The organism is Archangium minus (assembly GCF_044360475.1).
Classification (GTDB): domain Bacteria; phylum Myxococcota; class Myxococcia; order Myxococcales; family Myxococcaceae; genus Archangium; species Archangium minus.
In genome coordinates, this window is the sequence record NZ_CP043494.1 from 11,840,401 (window position 1) to 11,859,601 (window position 19,201).

The 19,201-nt window shown below is 66.8% G+C and carries 19 protein-coding genes; 11 read left to right on the forward strand and 8 right to left on the reverse strand.

The annotated features are described in order from the left end of the window. Positions 1–52 precede the first annotated feature (52 nt). A complete protein-coding gene (locus tag F0U60_RS48555) occupies positions 53–1,843 on the reverse strand; it encodes an amidohydrolase (protein ID WP_395810987.1) in 1,791 nt (596 codons plus the stop codon). 174 nt (positions 1,844–2,017) lie between these two features. Further along, positions 2,018–2,446 carry a hypothetical protein gene (locus F0U60_RS48560; RefSeq protein ID WP_395810989.1) on the reverse strand — a complete coding sequence of 143 codons (429 nt, stop codon included), beginning with the start codon at positions 2,444–2,446 and terminating at the stop codon, positions 2,018–2,020. Positions 2,447–2,697: 251 nt separating this feature from the next. Here F0U60_RS48560 and F0U60_RS48565 point away from each other — a divergent pair, with 251 nt between their 5' ends. Continuing rightward, entirely contained in the window at positions 2,698–3,555 is an 858-nt protein-coding gene (locus F0U60_RS48565; RefSeq protein WP_395810991.1) for a LysR family transcriptional regulator, read from the forward strand. A gap of 46 nt (positions 3,556–3,601) precedes the next feature. Here F0U60_RS48565 and F0U60_RS48570 read toward each other — a convergent pair whose 3' ends face one another. Together F0U60_RS48570 and F0U60_RS48575 are read right to left on the reverse strand one after the other, a co-directional pair. Next, positions 3,602–4,315 carry a CPBP family intramembrane glutamic endopeptidase gene (locus F0U60_RS48570; protein WP_395810993.1) on the reverse strand — a complete coding sequence of 238 codons (714 nt, stop codon included), beginning with the start codon at positions 4,313–4,315 and terminating at the stop codon, positions 3,602–3,604. Then, a complete protein-coding gene (locus F0U60_RS48575) occupies positions 4,312–4,929 on the reverse strand; it encodes an ArsR/SmtB family transcription factor (RefSeq protein WP_395810995.1) in 618 nt (205 codons plus the stop codon). The genes F0U60_RS48570 and F0U60_RS48575 overlap by 4 nt, the downstream gene beginning before the upstream one ends. Before the next feature lie 381 nt (positions 4,930–5,310). Here F0U60_RS48575 and F0U60_RS48580 point away from each other — a divergent pair, with 381 nt between their 5' ends. After that, positions 5,311–5,946, forward strand: coding sequence for an HD domain-containing protein (locus F0U60_RS48580; RefSeq protein WP_395810997.1), 636 nt, complete (start codon positions 5,311–5,313; stop codon positions 5,944–5,946). On the opposite strand, the gene F0U60_RS48585 is transcribed toward F0U60_RS48580, so the two are convergent. Together F0U60_RS48585 and F0U60_RS48590 are read right to left on the reverse strand one after the other, a co-directional pair. Further along, complete coding sequence (locus F0U60_RS48585; protein WP_395810999.1) at positions 5,880–6,875, reverse strand: GlxA family transcriptional regulator; 996 nt, start codon at positions 6,873–6,875, stop codon at positions 5,880–5,882. The two genes, F0U60_RS48580 and F0U60_RS48585, sit on opposite strands and share 67 nt — an antisense overlap. A 446-nt stretch (positions 6,876–7,321) precedes the next feature. Then, positions 7,322–7,936 carry a glutathione S-transferase family protein gene (locus tag F0U60_RS48590; protein ID WP_395811001.1) on the reverse strand — a complete coding sequence of 205 codons (615 nt, stop codon included), beginning with the start codon at positions 7,934–7,936 and terminating at the stop codon, positions 7,322–7,324. A 104-nt stretch (positions 7,937–8,040) separates the two neighbouring features. Here F0U60_RS48590 and F0U60_RS48595 point away from each other — a divergent pair, with 104 nt between their 5' ends. After that, the gene (locus F0U60_RS48595) at positions 8,041–8,937 is read left to right on the forward strand and encodes a LysR family transcriptional regulator (protein ID WP_395811003.1); all 897 of its coding nucleotides are present in this window, start codon (positions 8,041–8,043) and stop codon (positions 8,935–8,937) included. A gap of 358 nt (positions 8,938–9,295) precedes the next feature. Here F0U60_RS48595 and F0U60_RS48600 read toward each other — a convergent pair whose 3' ends face one another. Then, positions 9,296–9,871, reverse strand: a complete 576-nt coding sequence (locus F0U60_RS48600; protein ID WP_395811005.1) for an SMI1/KNR4 family protein — start codon at positions 9,869–9,871, stop codon at positions 9,296–9,298. Between the two features lie 347 nt (positions 9,872–10,218). On the opposite strand from F0U60_RS48600, the gene F0U60_RS48605 reads away from it, so the two are divergent. The 4 genes from F0U60_RS48605 (at position 10,219) to F0U60_RS48620 (ending at position 13,966) form a co-directional block, all read left to right on the forward strand. Then, complete coding sequence (locus F0U60_RS48605) at positions 10,219–10,713, forward strand: hypothetical protein (RefSeq protein ID WP_395811007.1); 495 nt, start codon at positions 10,219–10,221, stop codon at positions 10,711–10,713. A 13-nt stretch (positions 10,714–10,726) separates the two neighbouring features. Next, positions 10,727–11,614, forward strand: a complete 888-nt coding sequence (locus F0U60_RS48610) for a hypothetical protein (protein ID WP_395811009.1) — start codon at positions 10,727–10,729, stop codon at positions 11,612–11,614. Between the two features lie 421 nt (positions 11,615–12,035). Then, positions 12,036–12,842, forward strand: a complete 807-nt coding sequence (locus F0U60_RS48615) for an alpha/beta fold hydrolase (protein ID WP_395811011.1) — start codon at positions 12,036–12,038, stop codon at positions 12,840–12,842. A gap of 62 nt (positions 12,843–12,904) precedes the next feature. Beyond that, positions 12,905–13,966, forward strand: coding sequence for an alpha/beta fold hydrolase (locus F0U60_RS48620; RefSeq protein ID WP_395811013.1), 1,062 nt, complete (start codon positions 12,905–12,907; stop codon positions 13,964–13,966). A 78-nt stretch (positions 13,967–14,044) separates the two neighbouring features. Here the strand turns inward: F0U60_RS48620 and F0U60_RS48625 are convergent, their stop codons facing one another. After that, the gene (locus F0U60_RS48625; RefSeq protein ID WP_395811015.1) at positions 14,045–14,689 is read right to left on the reverse strand and encodes a ferric reductase-like transmembrane domain-containing protein; all 645 of its coding nucleotides are present in this window, start codon (positions 14,687–14,689) and stop codon (positions 14,045–14,047) included. A gap of 213 nt (positions 14,690–14,902) precedes the next feature. On the opposite strand from F0U60_RS48625, the gene F0U60_RS48630 reads away from it, so the two are divergent. The 4 genes from F0U60_RS48630 (at position 14,903) to F0U60_RS48645 (ending at position 19,200) form a co-directional block, all read left to right on the forward strand. Beyond that, entirely contained in the window at positions 14,903–15,643 is a 741-nt protein-coding gene (locus F0U60_RS48630; RefSeq protein WP_395811017.1) for a response regulator, read from the forward strand. Then, on the forward strand, positions 15,640–16,992 hold the full coding sequence (locus F0U60_RS48635; RefSeq protein WP_395811019.1) for a sensor histidine kinase: 1,353 nt from the start codon (positions 15,640–15,642) through the stop codon (positions 16,990–16,992). Before F0U60_RS48630 ends, F0U60_RS48635 begins: the two co-directional genes overlap by 4 nt. A 79-nt stretch (positions 16,993–17,071) precedes the next feature. Next, positions 17,072–17,914, forward strand: coding sequence for an AraC family transcriptional regulator (locus tag F0U60_RS48640; protein ID WP_395811021.1), 843 nt, complete (start codon positions 17,072–17,074; stop codon positions 17,912–17,914). A 62-nt stretch (positions 17,915–17,976) separates the two neighbouring features. After that, on the forward strand, positions 17,977–19,200 hold the full coding sequence (locus F0U60_RS48645; RefSeq protein WP_395811023.1) for an FAD-dependent monooxygenase: 1,224 nt from the start codon (positions 17,977–17,979) through the stop codon (positions 19,198–19,200). The last annotated feature ends 1 nt before the right edge of the window (position 19,201 follow it).

Consider the following 19,201-nt stretch of genomic DNA (forward strand, 5'->3'; position numbering starts at 1 on the left):
TCCCTCTCCTCAAGAAAGGGCGGCCAGACAAGCTTGGAATGGCTGTTATCGATCACTCCTGGACGAAGACGGTCTTGCCCCGGAGGACCGTCCTCAAGACCCTGGTCTTGTGGATGTCGCCCACAGGCACCTTCAGTAGATCCTGGTTGAGGACAATGAGATCGGCGTCCTTGCCGATCTCGATGGAGCCGGTGCGGTTCTCGAGGCCGAGGCCATAGGCGCCGTTGATGGTCAAGATCTCCAAACCGGTGATCAGGTCGACGGCCTCGGAGCGCGCGAGGAACCCGCGGTCAGGGGCCGATGGATTCTGCCGTGTGATCATGACCTGCAGCGCAAGCCAAGGATTGGGCTCGGGTATGTTGTCCCAGTCGCTGCCGTAGCCGACGGTCTCGCCGGCGGCCAAGAGCGAGCGGATCGGCGCGATGGCCCTCACCCTCTGGCGGCCGATCAGGCCCACGGTGTCGGCAGTGAGGTCATTGGGAAACAGGACGACCGGCGGGGAGTTCTCGAAGACGACATTCAGCTTCTGCGCGCGCCCCATGTCCGCCGGGTCGACACTGAAGGTGTGCGCGATGACATGTCGCCGCCCGCTGGCGCCGTTGGCGCGCCTGGCGGCCTCGATAGCGTCGAGTGACATGCGCACCGCAGCGTCGCCCATCGCATGGATCATGATCGACAAGCCGAGCCCGTCCATCTGCATCACGGCGGTGTTCAGGCTGGCCTGGTCGATCGCCGGGCGTCCGAACGTATGCGCGAAGGCGTATGGCTCCAGGTAGGGCGATGCGGCTCCGATCGGGATGCCGTCGGCGTAGATTTTCCCGCCGTCGGGATTGATCAGGTCGGTGACTGGGCCACGCTCGGCGCGGGTGTCGAAGCGCTCAAGCATTTTCTCGGGCCCGACCGGCGCCAGCGGCGTGTTGAAATCCCAGTTCGTCTTCAAGCGGATCGTCAGGCGACCTTCCGCTTCGAGTTTGCGAAACGCCGCGAGATCCGCGGCGTCGGCCTGACCCGTCTGGATGCTGGTGACGCCGTAGGCGTTCAACTTTCGGAAGATCCACGCGGCCGCGCGCTCGATGTCTCCGTTCCTCGGCTTGGGTTTCGCGTTGAAGACCAGAGCCATGGCCGATTCCATCAGGACGCCCGTCGGCTCGCCCGTCTTCGGATCGCGCAGGATCCTGCCGCCCGCGGGATCGGGCGTGGATTTGTCGATCCCGGCGGCGGCCAACGCGGCCGAATTCACCCAGATGACGTGGTTGGTGTTGTCGTGCAGGTACACGGGATTCTTCGGCGCGATCTGGTCGAGCGCCGCCTTGTCGAGGGACAACGCAAGGCCCGTGTCCCACTGCGCGCCCTCGACCCATTCGCCCGGCTTCTTGTCCTTCACGCACTTGCGGACGGCGTCGAGCGCACGGGTGAGCTCAAGCTGGTCCGAGAACTTGCAGTAGGTCAGCTCCGCAAGCCCGCCCCTGACCGGGTGGACGTGCATGTCGGTGATGCCGGGCATCGCCATGCCGCCCTTGAGATCGTAGACGGTCGTCTTGGGTCCGACCCGACGACGAACCGCCTCATTCGATCCGACGGTGACGAACCTCCCGTCGTCGATGGCCACGGCCTCGACGATGCTGGAGAAGGTGTCCGCGGTGAAAATCCGACCGTTCACGAAGACCGTGTCGGCAAACGCGGCCGGCTCGGGCTGGCGCGGCTGCGCCGAGGCGGCGCCGGACAGAACGCTGGCCGCAAGGGGGAGGATCGCCAGGCGGAGGCGCGGGCGGATCATTCCGTGCAGGACCGAGCACGCCTTGCTGAACGCGGTAGGGCGGGAAGTTCTTTGTCTCAAGCTCATAAGAGATATCCTCAAGATGGCGCTATGCTCTGGCGGCGTAGGCGAAGCGCGGGACAGACGGCCCCACGCCGCCACAAGATGGTGAGAAATTCTGGACCGGGCGGAGGGATCCAAACCCTCGGCCCCAGCCTTACTCAAGAACGCTGGCGGCCGGGCGTGAATGGCTATGTGTGCTCAATCCCTAGGCAACGACGCGCAGGATGATCTCACGCGCCTGTCGGCCTTCTCGATGAAGCGCCAATGGGCGCGAACGATCTCGTTGATGAAGCCGCCGCCGTGTAGGAACACCACGTAGTTGCCGATGTCGGGATTTGCGGACGGCGCCGTATAATAGACGGGCCATCCCGCCACGCTCTTCAAGGTCACCTCGACGCCGCGACCCAGACCCGTCGGTTCATAGGAGGCCGGCCGCAATGCCAATCTGCGCACGTGCTCTTGCACGACAGCAGCGGACGCCAGCCGCTTTTTGATGGGAAGAAGCCGTAGCAGACCATTGATGCAGCGGCTCTGCCAGCTCGGCCCGGCATCGTCCGACAGCAACTCCCGCGGGGTTCTTCTATCCTCTCGAATCTGCTGTGTTGATGATATCTGCCCAACGCTCATGGCTACATCCTATCTTGGCTACGAGTTCGGCTTTCTTTGTCAGCTTGGCGAGTAATGACGTCTGTCCAAAGTATGGGCGGAATGGGGGCCCTCTTGCTTCCCAGCGTCAGGACGGCGGAGTCATTGCGCAGGTGGTGGAGCTTCATGAGGGCACTCCCGTGAGAGAGACGTCCTGTAAGCTAGAGACCGCGGGAACGGATGGAAACCGCGAGATCCGGATGCCCGGCATCCGTTTCTGCAAGGAGGCTTGGATGGAGTGGGATCTGTTGCGGACCTTCGAGGCGGTGGCGCGGCTCGGGAGCCTGACCGCCGCATCGAAGGCCCTGGGAGTGAGCCAATCCACCATCAGCAGGCATCTGGCCCGGCTGGAGCAGAGCGCTGGTTCTCCGCTGCTGCTGCGCGAAGCTCCGTTGCGCCTGACGGAGCGCGGGAGCTCGTTGCTGGCGGCGATGCAGCCCATGGTGGACGCCGCGCTCGCCGCGCGCTCCGCGCTCGAGGACACGCCGGAACTCCACGGCGAAGTCACCCTGACCACCGTGGGCGAAGTGGTGCGCTGGGAGCTGACTCCCCGCCTGCCGGAGTTCTACCGGGCCTTTCCGCACCTGCGCCTGCGCATCCTGGCGGACAACCGGCGCAACAGCCTCGCCGCTGGCGAGGCCGACGTGGCACTCCGGCTGGCGCGCCCCGTCCGCGGGGAGCTCGTCGCGCGGAAGGTGCTCTCGGTGTCGTACGCGTTCTTCGCGGCCTCTTCGCTCGAGCTGCACCCGGAGGTCCCCTGGCTGGGCCTGACGGGCTCGCTCGCCGAAATCCCCGATCAGCGCCACGCCGAGCGAGCCTTCTCCACCCGTCCTCCGCGCCTGCTCGTCGAAGACATCGAGTCCCTCGGGCTCGCGGTCAAAGCCGGCCTGGGCGTGGCCATCCTGTCCCGAGACCTCGCCGAGCGGCTCGGCGGCATGGTGGAGGTTGCTCCGCGGCAGATCGGGGCGCGGAGCAGTGACCGGCTCCCTCCGCGCGACATCTGGATGGTGGTGCATCGCTCGAAGCAGCGTGTGCCCAGGGTGCGCGCGCTGATGGAGTGGCTCGCGCGAGGCCGGAGCGATCGCCGCTGATCACTTTGTAACCCAGCGGTTGGTACTCCTCCCCCGTCACCCACAATCAAACGGCTCCCCTCCGTGCTCCACGCAGCGCCCATCCAATGGCGCCCGCCTGCAAGTCGACAGCGGTGTGGATGAGGATGGGCCAGAGCAGGGAATCGGTGGCCGCATAGAGCGCGCCGAAGAGCAGGCCGACGACCGCGGATTTCACTACCCCGGCGACCCCTTGGTAGAGGTGGGCGACACCAAAGACGAGCGCCGTAAGGATGACTGCAGGCCAGACGCCGAAGAACACCGCTGCGTACCAGAGCAGGAAGCCGCGATAGAGCACCTCCTCGCAAATGCCGGCGGTGACCGCGAGCGCCTGGAAGGTTCGGTACTCGCGCGAGGTCTGGGGAAGGAGTTGCAACACGGAGCCCACCTGGGCGGCGAGCTGCTCGCGTCCCGCGTCATCCAGACGGCTGATGCCGTGCCACTGGGAGACCAGAACAAGCAGCGCGAGCACGGTGGCGCCAGCACCGATCAGCACCCGCATGCCGTCCGAGAACATGAGCCCAAGCAGGGACCCCGGTCGGCCGGCACTCCCCCAGAGGAGCAGCGTGAGCCCGGCAAGAGACCACAGCGTCAGCATTGTCAGGTGGTAGTCCCGCATCCTCGCGTCGGGTCGGCCCTCCGCGGTGGCGCGCTCGAGCACCCGTTGACTCCACGATCCGCAGAGGGGGACGGCGACGACCAGCCCAGCGGCCAGCAGGTGATCCAGGCCCGAGAGCATCATCGTCCACTCCGTCGCGCGGGGGCGCGCTTCCGGGTTGCGTCCCCAAGCCCCGCTTCACGCGCGGAAGTGAGGACCAGTGTCACCGCGTACAGCGCGTCCTCCTTTCCGGCGTCGGCCGTGGAGGTCAGCACCGTATGAATCGCGTCCAAGTGCTCATTGAGCTGGCGGAGCTTCTGGGGGCTCAGTCGGACCTTCGCGCGCACCGCCACGAGCTCGCGCTCGGGTCCGTCCCGCCGCAGCCCACTGGCGAGGATGGCCGCGGCGACCTCGCGGGCCGTGAGGCGCAGCATTGCCTGGCTCGCGCGCACCGCCGCCCGGACCTCTCCCCGCGAAGCGGGCGCATCCGTCAGTTGGAGCCCCTCGGGGCGCACGCCATAGACCTTCTCGCGGCCTCGGCCCTCGCCCACCTCGCCAGCCACCTGCACCACGCCAGCGCGCTCCAGGACGTCCAGGTGGTGATACAGGGCCTGCCGGCTCCTCCCGAGCCGCTCCGCCAAGACACGGACCGTTGCGGGGCCTTCAGCAAGCGCCCCCAACACCTCATGTCGTGCGGGTGAAGTGAGTGCATCCAGCGCCCGCTGACTCGTCCGGGCGGAGTTCCGAGGAAGTGTCATGGCGGACACCGTAGTGCGCCATTGTTCCAAAATCCATTGTTTATGGAACAATTGTCTGGAGCATGAGAAGGATTGAAGGCCTGTTGAGAGGTGGCGGACTGGAGCGGAGGGGCCGAGGAGGGCCGCTGACGGGGCCGCCCGCGCAGTGCGCCAGGCGGTGGAGAAGCCACGCGCCCTCCCAGGAGGTTCGCGGTAGGGGCCCTGGGCCTCTTGGCTGTCGCACACCCTTGCAGCAATAGCTCGGGACAACCCGGCAGCCCAGGTCCCTGCACGCCGCCTCCCACCTTCCTCATGTCTGGCTGGAATTGATGCCGGTTCGTCCGTCTCGGTGCGCCGACGGGCGGCAGCATGGGGGCGTTCCTCTCACAGAAGGGAAACCCCATGCACAAGGAAGTCGCCGGCGTCCGCATCCCCGACAGCAAGCTCGCGCGTGAGGCGACGGAGCTGGTACGGGACGTCTCCAGCCCGCTCGTCTACCACCATGCGCTGCGCTCCTATGTCTTCGCGGAGCTCATCGGCCGCGCCCGAGGGCTCACGTACGACTCGGAAGTGCTGTACCTGGGCACGGTGCTGCACGACCTCGGCCTCACCGAGCGCTTCGAGGGTGCCCTGCGCTTCGAGGTGGACGGCGCCAATGCCGCACGGGACTTCCTCGTCCAGCGCGGCGCCCCACGGCAGACGGTCTCCCGGGTGTGGGATGCCGTCGCGCTCCACACCTCGGTGGGCATCGCGGAGCACAAGGAGCCAGAAGTCGCGCTGACCCACCTGGGCATCAGCGTCGACGTGGTGGGCAAGGGCGCCGAGCTCGTCGGACACGAGCGCCTCGCGGGCGTCGTCGCGGCCTTCCCGCGCCTGGCCTTCAAGCGGGACTTCGTCCAGGTGCTCTGCGGCGTCATCCAGCGCAAGCCCCACACCACCTTCGGCAACTTCCTCTCCGACGTCGGCCAGCGTCACGTCCCCGGCTTCCGCCCCCTGGACTTCTGCGAAGCGCTCGAAGGGGCCCCCTTCACGGAGTGACGGTACTCCGCGGGGCCGGTGCCGTGCTGCCGGAGGAAGGCACGGCGCAGGCCGTTCGTGTTGCTGAACCCCACCCGGTCCGCCACGGTCTGGATGGGCAGCTCCGTGCTCTCGAGGAGCCGCCGCGCGGCCTCGACACGGACGGCCTCGACGAACCCGGCGGGTGTTTCCCCGGTCTCCCGCCGGAACACCCGGGCGAAGTTGCGCGGGCTCATGTGGACGCGCCGTGCAAGCCGCTCCACCGAGTGGTCCTCGCGCGGATGGTCGATGACCCAATGCTGCAGCCCCTGGATGGCCGGCAGGTCGGAGAATTGGGCCGCCAGCTGGTGGCTGAACTGCGACTGGCCGCCAGGGCGCTTGAGGAAGACCACGAGCTCCCGTGCGACGGACAGCGCGAGCTTGCGGCCGAAGTCCTCCTCGACGAGCGCGAGGGCCAGGTCGATGCCCGAGCTGACGCCCGCCGAGGTGTACGTCGAGCCATCCCGAACAAAGAGGCTGTCGTGCTCGACGGTGACACGCGGATGGGTGTGGGCCAGCGCCCGCGTGAAGCGCCAGTGCGTGGTGGCCCGCTTGCCGTCGAGCAGGCCGGCCGCACCGAGCACGAAGGCCCCCGTACAGATGGCGCCATGGCGCCTGCAGCGAGGGGCCTCCCGGCGTGTCCACTCGAGCACCTCGGCGTCCTTGATGACCGGGGGGATGCCGGGACTGCCGGCGATGAGCAGGGTGTCCATCCTCCCGAGGTCCTCCGAGATGACCCCTGCGGGATGCAGCGCCATGCTCGAAACGGTCGGGATGGGCCCGGGCTTCGTGCCAAGGAGCACGAGCTCATAGCCACCCCCGGTGAGCCGGGCCGCGGCGGCGAAGACCTCCGCCGGGCCGGTGACATCGAGGGCCGCGACTCCGGGATAGGCGAGAAGGGCGACGCGCATGACTCCCTTGCACTGTACCGCCGAGGACCGCGGCCCGGGCGAGCTGCAGTCCATCGGGACCGGTATGCGACCGAGCCCTTCGTCTCGGACGCGACCGTGGATGTGGTGGGACAGGGCTTCGACGCGGCGCTCCGGATCGCGGTGTTCCTGGAGCCGTCGCTGGTCGCGCGCAAGCTCTGTCCGGTCTCACGGCTCATCGTCGCGGCACCGAGCTATTTGAAGCGGCACGGCCGGCCGAAGCACCCTCGCGACCTGAACCCCGACGACTGCACCTCTCGAAGCCCACTGGAGCTGGCCGCGCATGTGAAGCGGGGTTCAACCGCCCCCCTCCAGCGGGGAATTGAACGGGACGAAACGGTATGGGGTGGGATGACGAACCCTCCTGCCTGGGGTTTTCTATCGCCTTGCCTGCGGGTTCGAATCCCGTCGGGGACCTCCACCGCGGCTCACCCCGAGACGGCCTTCCGTACCGCCGGACGTTGAGCGTGGCGATGGGCGTACTCCACCAACCGCGGATGCCCGTCGAGCAGCTTCAGCGTGTAGGCCAGGTGGAGGATGGACGCCATCACCACATCGGCGGCGGTGAACGCTCCTCCCACGAGGAACTCACGGCCGCCGAGGCCTCCTTGGATGACGTCGAGCACGGCCGTCAGGCGGGTCCTGTGCTTCGCGAGCTCATCCTTCGCATGCGCGCTGGCCTTCTGCTCCTCGGGCAACTGCGCGTGCCTGTAGAACTCCATCACTACGGGCTCCAGGCGCGCCTCTGCGAAGACCATCCATTGGTAATAAGGGCCGCGCTCCGCGGACCCCACCCGCGGCGCCAGGTGCTTCTCCGGGAACCGGTCGGCCAGATGAAGGCAGATGGCCAGGGACTCCAGGAGCGTGACGTCCCCATCCACCAGGGCGGGGACTTCGCCCAGCGGATTCACCGCCAGGTACGCGGGGGTGGTGTTCTCTTGTCGAGCGAGGTCGAGCTTGACCAGCTCATAGGGCACCCCGAGCTCCTCCAACAGCCATCGGGCACGGATCGCTCGGGTTCGGGGGGCAGAGTAGAGCTTCATGTGTGACGCTCCTGAAGGTCGCGGGAGGCGGCAACATGCGGCAACCGGGGTGGCCGGACAATCCGGCCCCCAACGAACTCATTGTCAGGTTAGGCTTGACGGTCATGATCCCCCCCGCCGACATGATGCTCTTCGCCGCGGTCGTTCGAGAGGAGAGCTTCACCCGGGCAGCGCGCCAGCTCGGCATCACCAAACAGACCATCAGCGAGCGCATCCGCAACCTGGAGGAGCGGCTCGGGGTGCGGCTTCTCGAACGAACCACGCGGCGCCTGCGGGTCACCCAGGCCGGAGCGACGTACTACGAGCGCTGCGCCGCCATCGCCGCGCAGATCGACGAGGCGAACAGTGAGGTGCAACAACGGCAGGCGGAGCCCACCGGCTTGCTGCGGGTCTCCTCGCCGATGCTCTACGGCCGGCGATACCTGACACCCGTGATTTCGAAGTACCTCGACCGCCATCCCCAGGCGCGAGTGGAGTTGGTGCTGGCGGATCGCCGTATCCACCTCATTGAAGAGGGGCTGGATGTCGCGATTCACATCGGTCCGCTCGACGACTCGTCGCTCGTGGCACGAAAGCTCGGCGAGAGTCCGGTCTATTTCGTAGCGAGCCCCCACTTCCTGTCGAAGTACGGCACGCCGAGCGCCAGGGAGCTCCGCGACGCGCGCTGCATTGGCTTCAGTGCGTTCGAGACGTGGGAGGCCGAGGGGGTGAGGTCTCGAATCGATCCGGTCCTGACCGTGAATGATCTCGAGCTCGCGTGCGAGGCAGCGCTCGCCGGAGTGGGCATTGCGCGCGTCCCGGCCATCCTCTGCCGGGATGCCGTCCGTGACGGCCGGCTGAAGATCCTCTTCGGCCCCAGGCCCGCGGCGCTGCGGGCCATCCACGTCGTCTACCCGAGCCGGCTGAATCTTCCGGCCAAGGTCCGACTCTTCGTGGATGCCCTGGCAACGCTGGCCGAGCCGATGCCGCCGCCGCACAAGAGCCCACGGCGAAAGCGTTGAAGCGGTGCCGGGCCGATCTGGGACGGCCCTCGCTCCCCCGGGAAGGTGTCCACGTCCAGGTGCTAAGGCCTGAGACAGGAGGAGAGGCAGCGTGCGGTGCGGGGGCTGGTGGCAGAAGTGGAAGCCGAAGCCCTGGCTCGGAGCCCGCGGCCGTTGGGTCATGCCTCCACGAGGCAGGCGTTGAAGCAACTGCGCGAGCAATACCGGGCCTTCGTCGCGGCCTTTCGAGAGGCGTCGGCTCGGTGGAGGCGCGGGGACTTCTCGGCGCGTTTCCCCCTCTTCTCCTTCCCACCGCGTGTCGTGCCGAGTCGTGCCGCTCAACTCCATTGACACCTTCTCGGGCTATCGTCCGTCCAAGCTATCGCCCCCACTTGCCTTCGTTCAGGCACTCCCGGAGCACCCAGGTCAGGTGCTCGTCGAAGTCGAAGGTGCAGGCGGAGACGTCGGGGGACTCGGCCAGCAGCCAGGACGCAAGGTCGAAGTCGTCATGGTACGCCTGGAAGATGAGCAGCCCCTCGGCGCGGCGCAGCCCCATGTCGAAGCAGTAGAAGTCGCTCACGTAGCGGGAGACGTACTGGAAGGGAACGAGTCTCGCCCGCACCGCCGCCTCACGGCGGGCGGCTTCGAGGTCCTCCTCTTCATCTCCGAACGAGCCTCCCTCCATGAACTGCTTCTGCCACGCGTGGCGCTCGAGCACCTCCGCAGGGCTCAGCATCCTCGCGAGCTCGCCGCCATGCGCATCCGTCGCCGAGAACAACCCATGCCGGGTGATGAACTGGAGGTACGACTCGGGCAGCACCTTGCCCAGGGCGCTCTCCAGGATGTGAAGCTCCTTCGCGTCGACAGGCGTCAACCGCACCGCCTGGAGGGGGAGTCCCTTCTCGCGCCCGAGACGTTCCTTCAAGGCTTCGATGGCATCAATGGCACGAGGCACGCTTCGGGCTCCTCTGCATCGGGACCACGGCGGTTGCGACTCTAGAGTGCACGCTGCGCCGCAGCCAGACTTCTGGCTGTAGGCCCCCGCACTCTCCCCGCCCCGCCCACCGCGCCCTCCGCTGCGCTGGGCAGAGGTGCGCCGGCGGTAAGCCGCAGCACGCCCGCCTCCCCTTCTCTCCCCTCGGCCGAAAACCTCTCGCCCTCCCCCCACGCCCGCGCCGCGCCCTAAGAGCGCGCTTGTTCGTCCTATGCTCGGGTGGGCTCTCTCCGTGGTAGACCACCACGACAGCACCAGCAGTCGGCGCTACGTGCTGCAGCGACGATCAGAGCCCGAATTGACCCACGATGCTGACGAACCCGCAGCGTCTCACCCTCATTGATGACCTCGTTCGCCCGGTCTGGGAAAAGCTCTGCCCGCGGGGCGACGATCTCGCCTGGCAATACGCCCTGACCGATCCCGTCCCCGAGAGCTGGCCGGCACGCGGTGGTGTGCTGGTGTTCTATGCGTACGCCCGCGCCCTGAATCTCGCCCAGCCCACGTCGGGCGAGTTCTCCGGCCCGGTCTGGGCCAGGATTCGCCATGTGCTGGATAGCGGCGAGTCGCGCCTGGAGCTGTTGCAACAGGTCATCAATCCCGGTCCCCGGCGCGGCTTTCGGCCACTGACGGGCCGCGAATACGAGATCCTCCAGACCCAGCCACTGACGCTGCTGGGTGCGCCATTGTCGAAGGAGGGCGAGCACCAGCTGAGGGACTATTTCCGCCTGCAGCTGTCGCTCGGCAACGTGCCACCCGAGGTGGTGGCCGCGCATGCGGCTTTTTTTCAATGGGTGGGTCGCTAACACAGAGAGGGTGATGTCGAGTCAACTCGAGGGCATGAACGGCCGCATCGGCTGGTTCGAGGAGAAGCTGGCGGAAGGCGACGGCATTGTCGATTTCGCCGAGCAGTTGCGTGTCGGCCAGGGGCTGGCCGGCATGGTGGAGGACGAGCAGGACTTCGCCGTGATCCGCCAGTTGTTCGCTCAGGCTTCGCCGCACATGCGGCGCCTGGGCAGCCTGGCGCTGGAGGCCATCGCGCATCGCTGGTACGCCGACGCGGCGCCGCTGGCGCTACGGCATCTGGATGACGGCTTCGACTGGGTCGAGTACGACTGCATGCGCTTCTTCCTCAACCAGGCCCCGCTGGACGCGGCGACCCTGCAACGGCTCGACGACAAACTGGCCAGAACCCGGAACGCATCCATCACCCGGATCGCCGAGCCAGGCTTGCTGGCATTGCGTGCGCTGGCAGCGTCCTACGAGGTGCCGATGCGTGCAGTCGAGGCGAAGGGGTTTCGCTTCCAGCTTCCGGAGACCTGGCAGCTCACTCGCGAAGTGGCCGATGCGGTGACGTTCTCGGCGCCGGCTATCGATTGGCTGGAGCACTCGAAGAATCCCTGTCGCAACCAGTTTCTCCTGCAGGTAGTCCGCGATGTGGACCCGGCGGAGTTGGAGGAGCTGGCCGAGCTCAACCTTGAGGGCTTCGGCGTCGAAACGACCATCGATCACCCGGACCTGGCCCGCTACGCCGGGTCGCGGGCCATGCGTTACGGCACCCAGGAAACCTACCCGACCGTGCGCATTCGCGAGGTGCGCACCTACGGCACGACGCTCCTGTGCATGGACACCAAGTCGCCGCTGGCTCATCTCGAGCAGACCCTGGCGCGCAACCTGGCGATCCTCGACTCGATACAGCCGCTGTGAACCACCCGTACGGTCAGGCCGTCCGGCTGGGGGCTGCTGATTTCCATGTCGCCTTTATACCGGGGTCGAGCCGGAGATTTGTATCTCACTGTATCTGGAGCGGCTACAGACGCACGACATTGAACTGAGACCGGTTCGGGACACATCCCGGATACGTTGCGGGCCATAAATGCGGTCATCTGAGAAACAGGACCGCATCATGAATACAGCGACAGAAGCTTCACTCGCATTGCTGGCCGGCACCCCTCACCGTCGAACCTCCAACCCATCAATGCAGTATCGATGAAGAGCAGGAGCCGCAGCGCTCCCGAGATGACCGCCAATCTCGACCCCGTTACCGAGTTGCTCACGGGTCCTGCCCAGTAAGCGCGAAAACTTCCACACCCATTTTCTCAATCTGATCGTTTGCAAAGGAATCATTATGAAGAACCTGCTGCTCTCTCTCGCCGCTTCGAGCGTCCTTGCCGCCGTCGTACCGACGGCCCATGCCGAAGCACCCATCACTGCCGTACAGGGCACCGTCGCCAAGCCCACCATCGTGCTGATCCACGGCGCCTTTGCCGACTCGAGCAGCTGGGACGGTGTGGCAAAGAAGCTCACGGCCAAGGGCTATCCGGTGCTGAGCGTGGCCAATCCGCTGCGCAGTGTCGGCAATGACGCGCAATATGCCGCCAGCGTGATCGGCGCCGTCAAGGGCCCGTTGGTCCTGGTCGGCCACTCCTACGGCGGCATGGTGATTTCCAAGGCTGCCGAGGGCAACCCCGAAGTGAAGGCGCTGGTCTACGTCGCCGCCTTCGCGCCCGAGCAGGGAGAGACCGTCGCCGGCCTGGCCGGCAAGTTTCCCGGCGGCACGCTGGGCGATGCGCTCGCCGATCCGGTGGCGCTGGCTGACGGCGGCAAGGAGCTCTACATCCGACAGGACAAGTTCCACCAGCAGTTCGCCGCCGACGTGGCGCCTAAGCAAGCCGCGTTGATGGCCGCCGGCCAGCGCCCAGTGACCATGGCCGCGCTCAATGAAGCCGCGAGCGGTTCTGCCTGGAAGCAGTTGCCGTCCTACTTCGTCTACGGCACCGCCGACAAGAACATCCCGCTCGAAGGCCTGCGCTTCATGGCCAAGCGCGCCAACCCGAAGGATGTCGTCGAAGTGAAGGGCGCTTCGCATGTGGTCATGGTCTCGCACCCGGATGCGGTAGCGAAGGTGATCGAAGAGGCTGCCCAAGCAAAGTAATCAATACCGACTGGATCGGCATGCACTGCCGATCCAGCAAACAATCCTCGAAGGAAAAATTCATGTCAGAAGAATTCAACCAGCAGCGTCGGGGTTTTCTCGGTACGGCAGCCTTCGGCCTGCTTGCAACCCAGCTCGGCCTGATGGGCAATGCCGAAGCCGCGCCGGTCGTGCAAGACAGCCCCCCCAGCGACAGAGGTATCACCAACGCTGGCACCCGCTTCTCGACGCTGAAACAGCTCAATGCCGGCGTGCTCAATGTCGGTTATGCCGAAGCGGGCCCCGCCGATGGCTACCCCATCCTGCTGCTGCATGGCTGGCCCTATGACATCCACGCTTTCGTAGACGTCGCACCCATCCTTGCCGCAGCCGGCTATCGCGTCATCATTCCGCATTTGCGCGGTTACGGCACGACGCGCTTTCTCTCCGCCGATACGCTGCGCAACGGGCAGCAGTCCGTGTTCACCGCCGATGCGATCGCCTTCATGGATGCGCTCAAGGTCGACAAGGCCGTCGTCGCCGGTTTCGACTGGGGCGCGCGCATCGCCAACACGCTGGCCGCGCTGTGGCCGAAACGTTTCACGGCGCTGGTGTCGGTCAGCGGCTATCTGATCGGCAGCCAGGAGGTAAACCGAAAGCCCCTGCCGCCCAAGGCCGAGCTGCAGTGGTGGTATCAGTACTACTTCGCCACCGAGCGCGGCGAGGCGGGTTATCGGCAATACACGCACGAGTTCGCCCGACTGATCTGGGAACTGGCGTCGCCACAGTGGAAGTTCGACAATGCGACCTTCGCGCGCTCCGCTGCGTCGCTCGACAATCCCGACCACGTCGCGATCTCCATCAGCAACTATCGCTGGCGTCTGGGCCTGGCGCCGAGCGAGGCGAAGTACGAAGCGCTGGAACAAAAGCTCGCGCAGTTTCCCAACATCACTGTCCCGACCATCACGATGGAGGGCGACGCCAATGGTGCTCCGCATCCGGACCCCAAGGTCTACGCCAAGAAATTCCTAGGCAAGTACGAGCATCGCCACCTTACCGGCGGCATCGGCCACAACCTGCCGCAGGAAGCACCGCGCGCATTCGCCCAGGCGGTTCTCGATGTGGCGAAGCTGGTTGCACGCTAAGCTACCAAACGAAAGGCCCGGTACCGGACGGTAGCGGGCCTTTTGCCATCAGTGCTGAATGTCGTTCAGACCTTCTTCTTAGTTCCGCCGGAGGGCCTGAGCGCGCCGGGCGATCAGCCGCACCACCACCGCAGTGAACAGCAGCGCCGAAGGCACGGCGTACCAGTAGTTCATCGGCACGCGCTTGAAATACGAATAGGTGAACACCGCCGCGATCACCCACATGCCGGTGACGTGCAGCCGTCGCCAGGCGGTCGGGCCCATGCGCCGGGCAAGACCGCGATGCGAGGTCACCGCCAGCAGAAGGATGGACACGTAGCCGAGCGTGCCGGGCAGGTTGGTCAGGGGGGAGCGGCTGGGCCAGAACTCGGGATTGAGCTGGCCGAAGGCGTAGATCGCGATCGCGTGCAGCAGGTGCGAGAACGCGAACGACAGGCCGACGATGCGACGCTCGCGCAGCAAGGCCCGGGTGAACGGGCCGGGCAGCAGCGAGGCGAACGAGGACGCGGTGAACGCGGCCAGGAACAGCACGAAGGAGGTACGGGCGGTGACGCGGATGGCGCGGCGGCTGCCTTCCACGGCGTCGGGGCCGAGCAGATAGGCGGCGCCCGCGGCGCCCATCAGCAGCGCGGCCAGCATCAGGAACAACTTCCAGCCGCCGAAGCGGCGGGGCGAAGGGAGCGGATTCTCGCGGATGGGGGAGGCGGAATGCTGCTTTGACATGGACGGCTCCTTGCAAGGGTGGCGGTGAGCGGAGGGTGGCCATTGCAAGGGGGCGAGGTATCCGTACCGTGTCGGGCGGGCCGGCGTTTTGTCAGCGCCTGCGTCGCGGACGGCGGTCGATACATTGTGTGACAAGAAGCCGGCCGCGCGCTGAGTCCGGTGCGCTAACATGGCCGCGGCGCGGCCGTCGCCATCCTTCTCCCGAACGACACCATGGCTCATACAGACCACATCCTCATCGTCGACGACGACCGCGAGATCCGCCGCATGGTCGGCGATTACCTGCAGCGCAACGGCCTGCGCACCACGCTCGCCGCCGACGGCCGCGAGATGCGCGCGGCGCTGGACACCAGCGATATCGATCTGATCGTGCTCGACGTGATGATGCCCGGTGAGGATGGCCTGTCGCTGTGCCGCAACCTGCGCGCCGGCAAGCACCGCAGCGTACCGGTGGTGATGCTCACCGCGCGCGACGATGAAACCGATCGCATCATCGGCCTGGAGATGGGTGCGGACGACTACGTGGTCAAGCCGTTCTCCGCGCGCGAGCTGCTGGCGCGCATCAACGCGGTGCTCCGGCGCACGCGCATGCTGCCGCCCAACCTGCAGGTCACCGAGGCCGGCCGGCTGATCGGCTTCGGCCAGTGGCGGCTGGACACCACCGCGCGCCACCTGCTCGACGAAGATGGCACCGCCTATCCGCTCAGCGGCGCGGAGTTCCGCCTGCTGCGCGTGTTCCTCGACCACCCGCAGCGCGTGCTCAGCCGCGACCAGTTGCTCAACCTCACCCAGGGCCGAGACGCCGAGCTGTTCGACCGCTCCATCGACCTGCTCGTCAGCCGCCTGCGCCAGCGCCTGCGCGACGATGCGCGCGAGCAGGCCTACATCAAGACCGTGCGCAGCGAGGGCTACGTGTTCTGCCATCCCGTGGTCCTGCTCGGCGAGAACGCATGAACGCCGCCCCGAGCACCGGCTGGCGGCGCCTGCTGCCACGCACCCTCGCCGCGCGCCTGACCCTGATCCTGTTCACCGGATTGCTGCTCGCGCACGCGCTATCCTTCGCGCTGCTGTTCTCCGAGCGCTACATGGTCGCTCGTTCGATGATGCTCACCCACCTGGACCAGGACGTGGCCGTCAGCGTGGCCCTGCTCGAACGCCTGAGCCCGGCCGAGCGCGCGCGATGGGCCCCACGCCTGGAGCGGCGCACCTACCGCTACCTGCTCGGCCCGGCGCGGCCCGGCGTGCCGCTGACCAGCGACCGGGCGCGCGAGGTCACCGCGCTGATCGACCGCAGCCTGGACCATCGCTACCGCTTGCAGGCGCGCACGGTGTCCACCTCGCCGGAGCGCTTCGAGGTGCAGCTCACCCTGGCCGATGGCCAGCTGCTGACCCTCGAGGTCACGCCCTCGGTGATGCCGATCGCGCGCTGGCTGCCGGTGGTGCTGGCGGCGCAGCTGGTGCTGCTGTTGCTGTGCGCGTGGCTGGCGGTGCGGCTGGCGACGAGGCCGCTGGTGCAGCTCGCCGACGCGGTCGAGCGGCTGGACCCGGCGCGCGCGCATCCGCCGCTGCCGCGGGAAGGGCCGGTGGAAGTGGTCAAGGCCGCCACCGCGTTCAATGCGATGCAGGCACGCATCGGCCACTATCTCGCGGAGCGGTTGCAGATCCTCGCCGCGATCTCGCATGACCTGCAGACTCCGATCACGCGCATGAAGTTGCGCCTGGAAGCGATGGAGGAGGGCGCCGACCGAGATCGCCTGAGCGACGACCTGGAGCAGTTATGGCAACTGGTGCGTGAGGGCATCGCCTACGCGCGCAGCACCCACGGAGCCACCGGCCCGGCGGTGTGGCTGGACCTGCACGCATTGCTCGACAGCGTGGTGTGCGACTACCAGGATGCGGGCAAGCCGGTCACGCTGGGCGAATGCGCGCGCGCTTCGTTGAGCACGCGGCCACCGACATTGCGGCGCATCGTCGAGAACCTGATCGACAACGCGGTGAAGTACGGCGGCAGCGCCGAGGTCGGCGTGCGCCGGCTCGACGACGGGCGCATGGCCGTGGACGTGTGCGACCGTGGCCCGGGCATTCCCGAACAGGAGATGCAGGCGGTGCTGCAACCGTTCTACCGGCTGGAAAGCTCGCGCAACCGCGATACCGGCGGCACCGGGCTGGGGCTGGCCATCGCCCAGCAGTTGGTGGCCACGCTGGGCGGCGAGCTCGTGCTCGCCAACCGTGACGGTGGTGGCCTGCGCGCGACACTGCTGCTGCCGGTGGCGCCGGCATCCACGCCCACGCCGGCGCGCTAGCCGGCCCGTCCCCATGCACCGAACGACTAAACGCCCGCCGCCCCCAGTCCTGACCCTGGATGGGTTGGGCGCCAGGGGCATGCCCTTGTATGTCAACCGAAGATCGGATCCCTCGTACCCGACTCCACTCGAACCGGTCATCTATACCTTCTTCGCGATCCTGCTGTTCACGGAAGGAACGGGACGAGGCCGTCATCTCGAGGAACTCGAGCTCCAGGCTGGGGACATCCACCTCCTCCCGCCGGGAATCCCGCACCATGCCATCGATGCGAAGAACCTGCGGGGGTGGCTGGTGGCCTTCGACCCGACGCTGCTGCGCCTGCTAGGGCAGGAGCACTGGCCAGGGCAACCCCGCATCACGGGAGAACCGAGGCCCGAGCCGCTCCGCAGTCTCTTCATTCGAGGACTGTTCCGGCTGCGTCCCGAGCCACCCCGGCTGCGGCGCATCCAACATTTCATCTCCGAGTTGGACACCGAGCTGCGCCAGTCCCGGTGGGGCGCGGAGGGCGCCGCGCGTTCCTTCTTCACCCTGCTGATCACAGAGCTCATTCGCGAAATGCAGGAGCATGCGCCCCTGGTCCCTCCCCTGCTCGGAGGACTCGTGCGTGATGCCCTCACCTTCGTCGAGACGCACTGTCTGGAGCCCATCTCGCTTCAGGAAGTCGCGGCGGCGGTGGGGCGCACGCCCGCGTACGTCGCCAACGCCGTCCGCCGGGAGACAGGACTCACGGTGGGTGACTGGCTGCGCGAGCACCGCATGTCCGAGGCCCGGCGGCAGTTGCTGGAAACAGCGGCGAGCGTGGAGCGCATCGCGAGCCAGGTGGGCTATGCCGATGTCACACATTTCATCCGCACCTTCCGGCGCGCCCACGGCATGACGCCCCGGGTCTGGCGCGAGCAGCACCGTCGCGCTCCAATCTAGGCCGATTTCCGTCACAACCCACGCTCTGGCAGCGGGACTCGTCGAACGACAGAGTTTCCCGCATGACGAACTCAACGACACGCAGCCAACGCGTTCTGGTGGTCGGACTGGGCATCAGCGGCATCGCCACGGCGCTGCGACTCCACCGCCTTGGCTGGAAGCCCGTGGTGGTCGAGCGAGCACCCACACGCCGTCAAGGCGGCTACTTCATCGGCCTGTTCGGCACGGGGAAGGCATCCGCTGCCCGGCTCGGGGTGCTCGAGAGCATTCTCAACCGTCAGCACCCGAGGAGCATCACGTATGAGCTCGATCGGGCCGGTCACCACCACAAAGGCATGAGCTTCGTTGAGCTGCCCGGCATGCCGTACGCACTCCTGCGCGGCGACGTGGAAGATGGTTTGTTCCGTGCGTTGCCCGAAGAGGTCGAGATCCGTTTCTCGACGGTTCCCACCCGGATCGTTCAGGACGAGCACGGTGTCGACGTCACGATGACCCACACGAAGACGGGTACGACCACGACCGAGCGCTTCGAGCTCGTAGTGGGAGCCGATGGAATGCGCTCGACCGTCCGTCAGCTCGTCTTCGGCCCGCCCGAGGACTTCCTTCACCCGATGAACTACATGATCGCGGCGAGCATCCTCTCCAAGCCCATTGCTGGCTTCAGCTCACACGACGGGCTGATTCTGGCCGAGGCGGGCCGGTCGGCGTGGGTGTTCCCCTTCGCGAATCACAACCCCGCGGTCCTGTTCTCCTACCGTGCCGATGACATCGATGCGCAGTTCCGCCGTCGTCCCATCGAATCGCTGCGCGAGGCCTTCGGACCGCAGCCAGCGGGCTCAGTGCTGGGGCAGCTCCTCGACGATTTCGGAGCGGCGAACGAATACCTGTTCGACTCGGTCAACCAGGTTCGCATGGAACGCTGGCACAAGGGGCGGGTCGTGCTGGTCGGAGACTCCGCGTGGTGCCTGACGCTGTACTCCGGCATGGGCGCCTCGAGCGGCATGGCAGGGGCCGAGTTGCTGGGCAACATGCTGGAGAAGTACCCGGACAACCTGGGCCGCGCGCTGGTCGAATGGGAAGCGAGACTGCGCCCGTTCATCGAATACCACCAAAGCCAGGCCTGGGGCATGAGACGGTTCTTCACCCCAGCCGGCGAGGCCGAGCGGGCCATGCGCGCGACGATCATCAAGGCCATGGGCCTGCCCATCATCGGCCCGTTCATCGCCAAGATGAACCAGGGCGGTAGAAGGAGACGCATGCAAATGCTCGACATCGCCGCACCCTAGC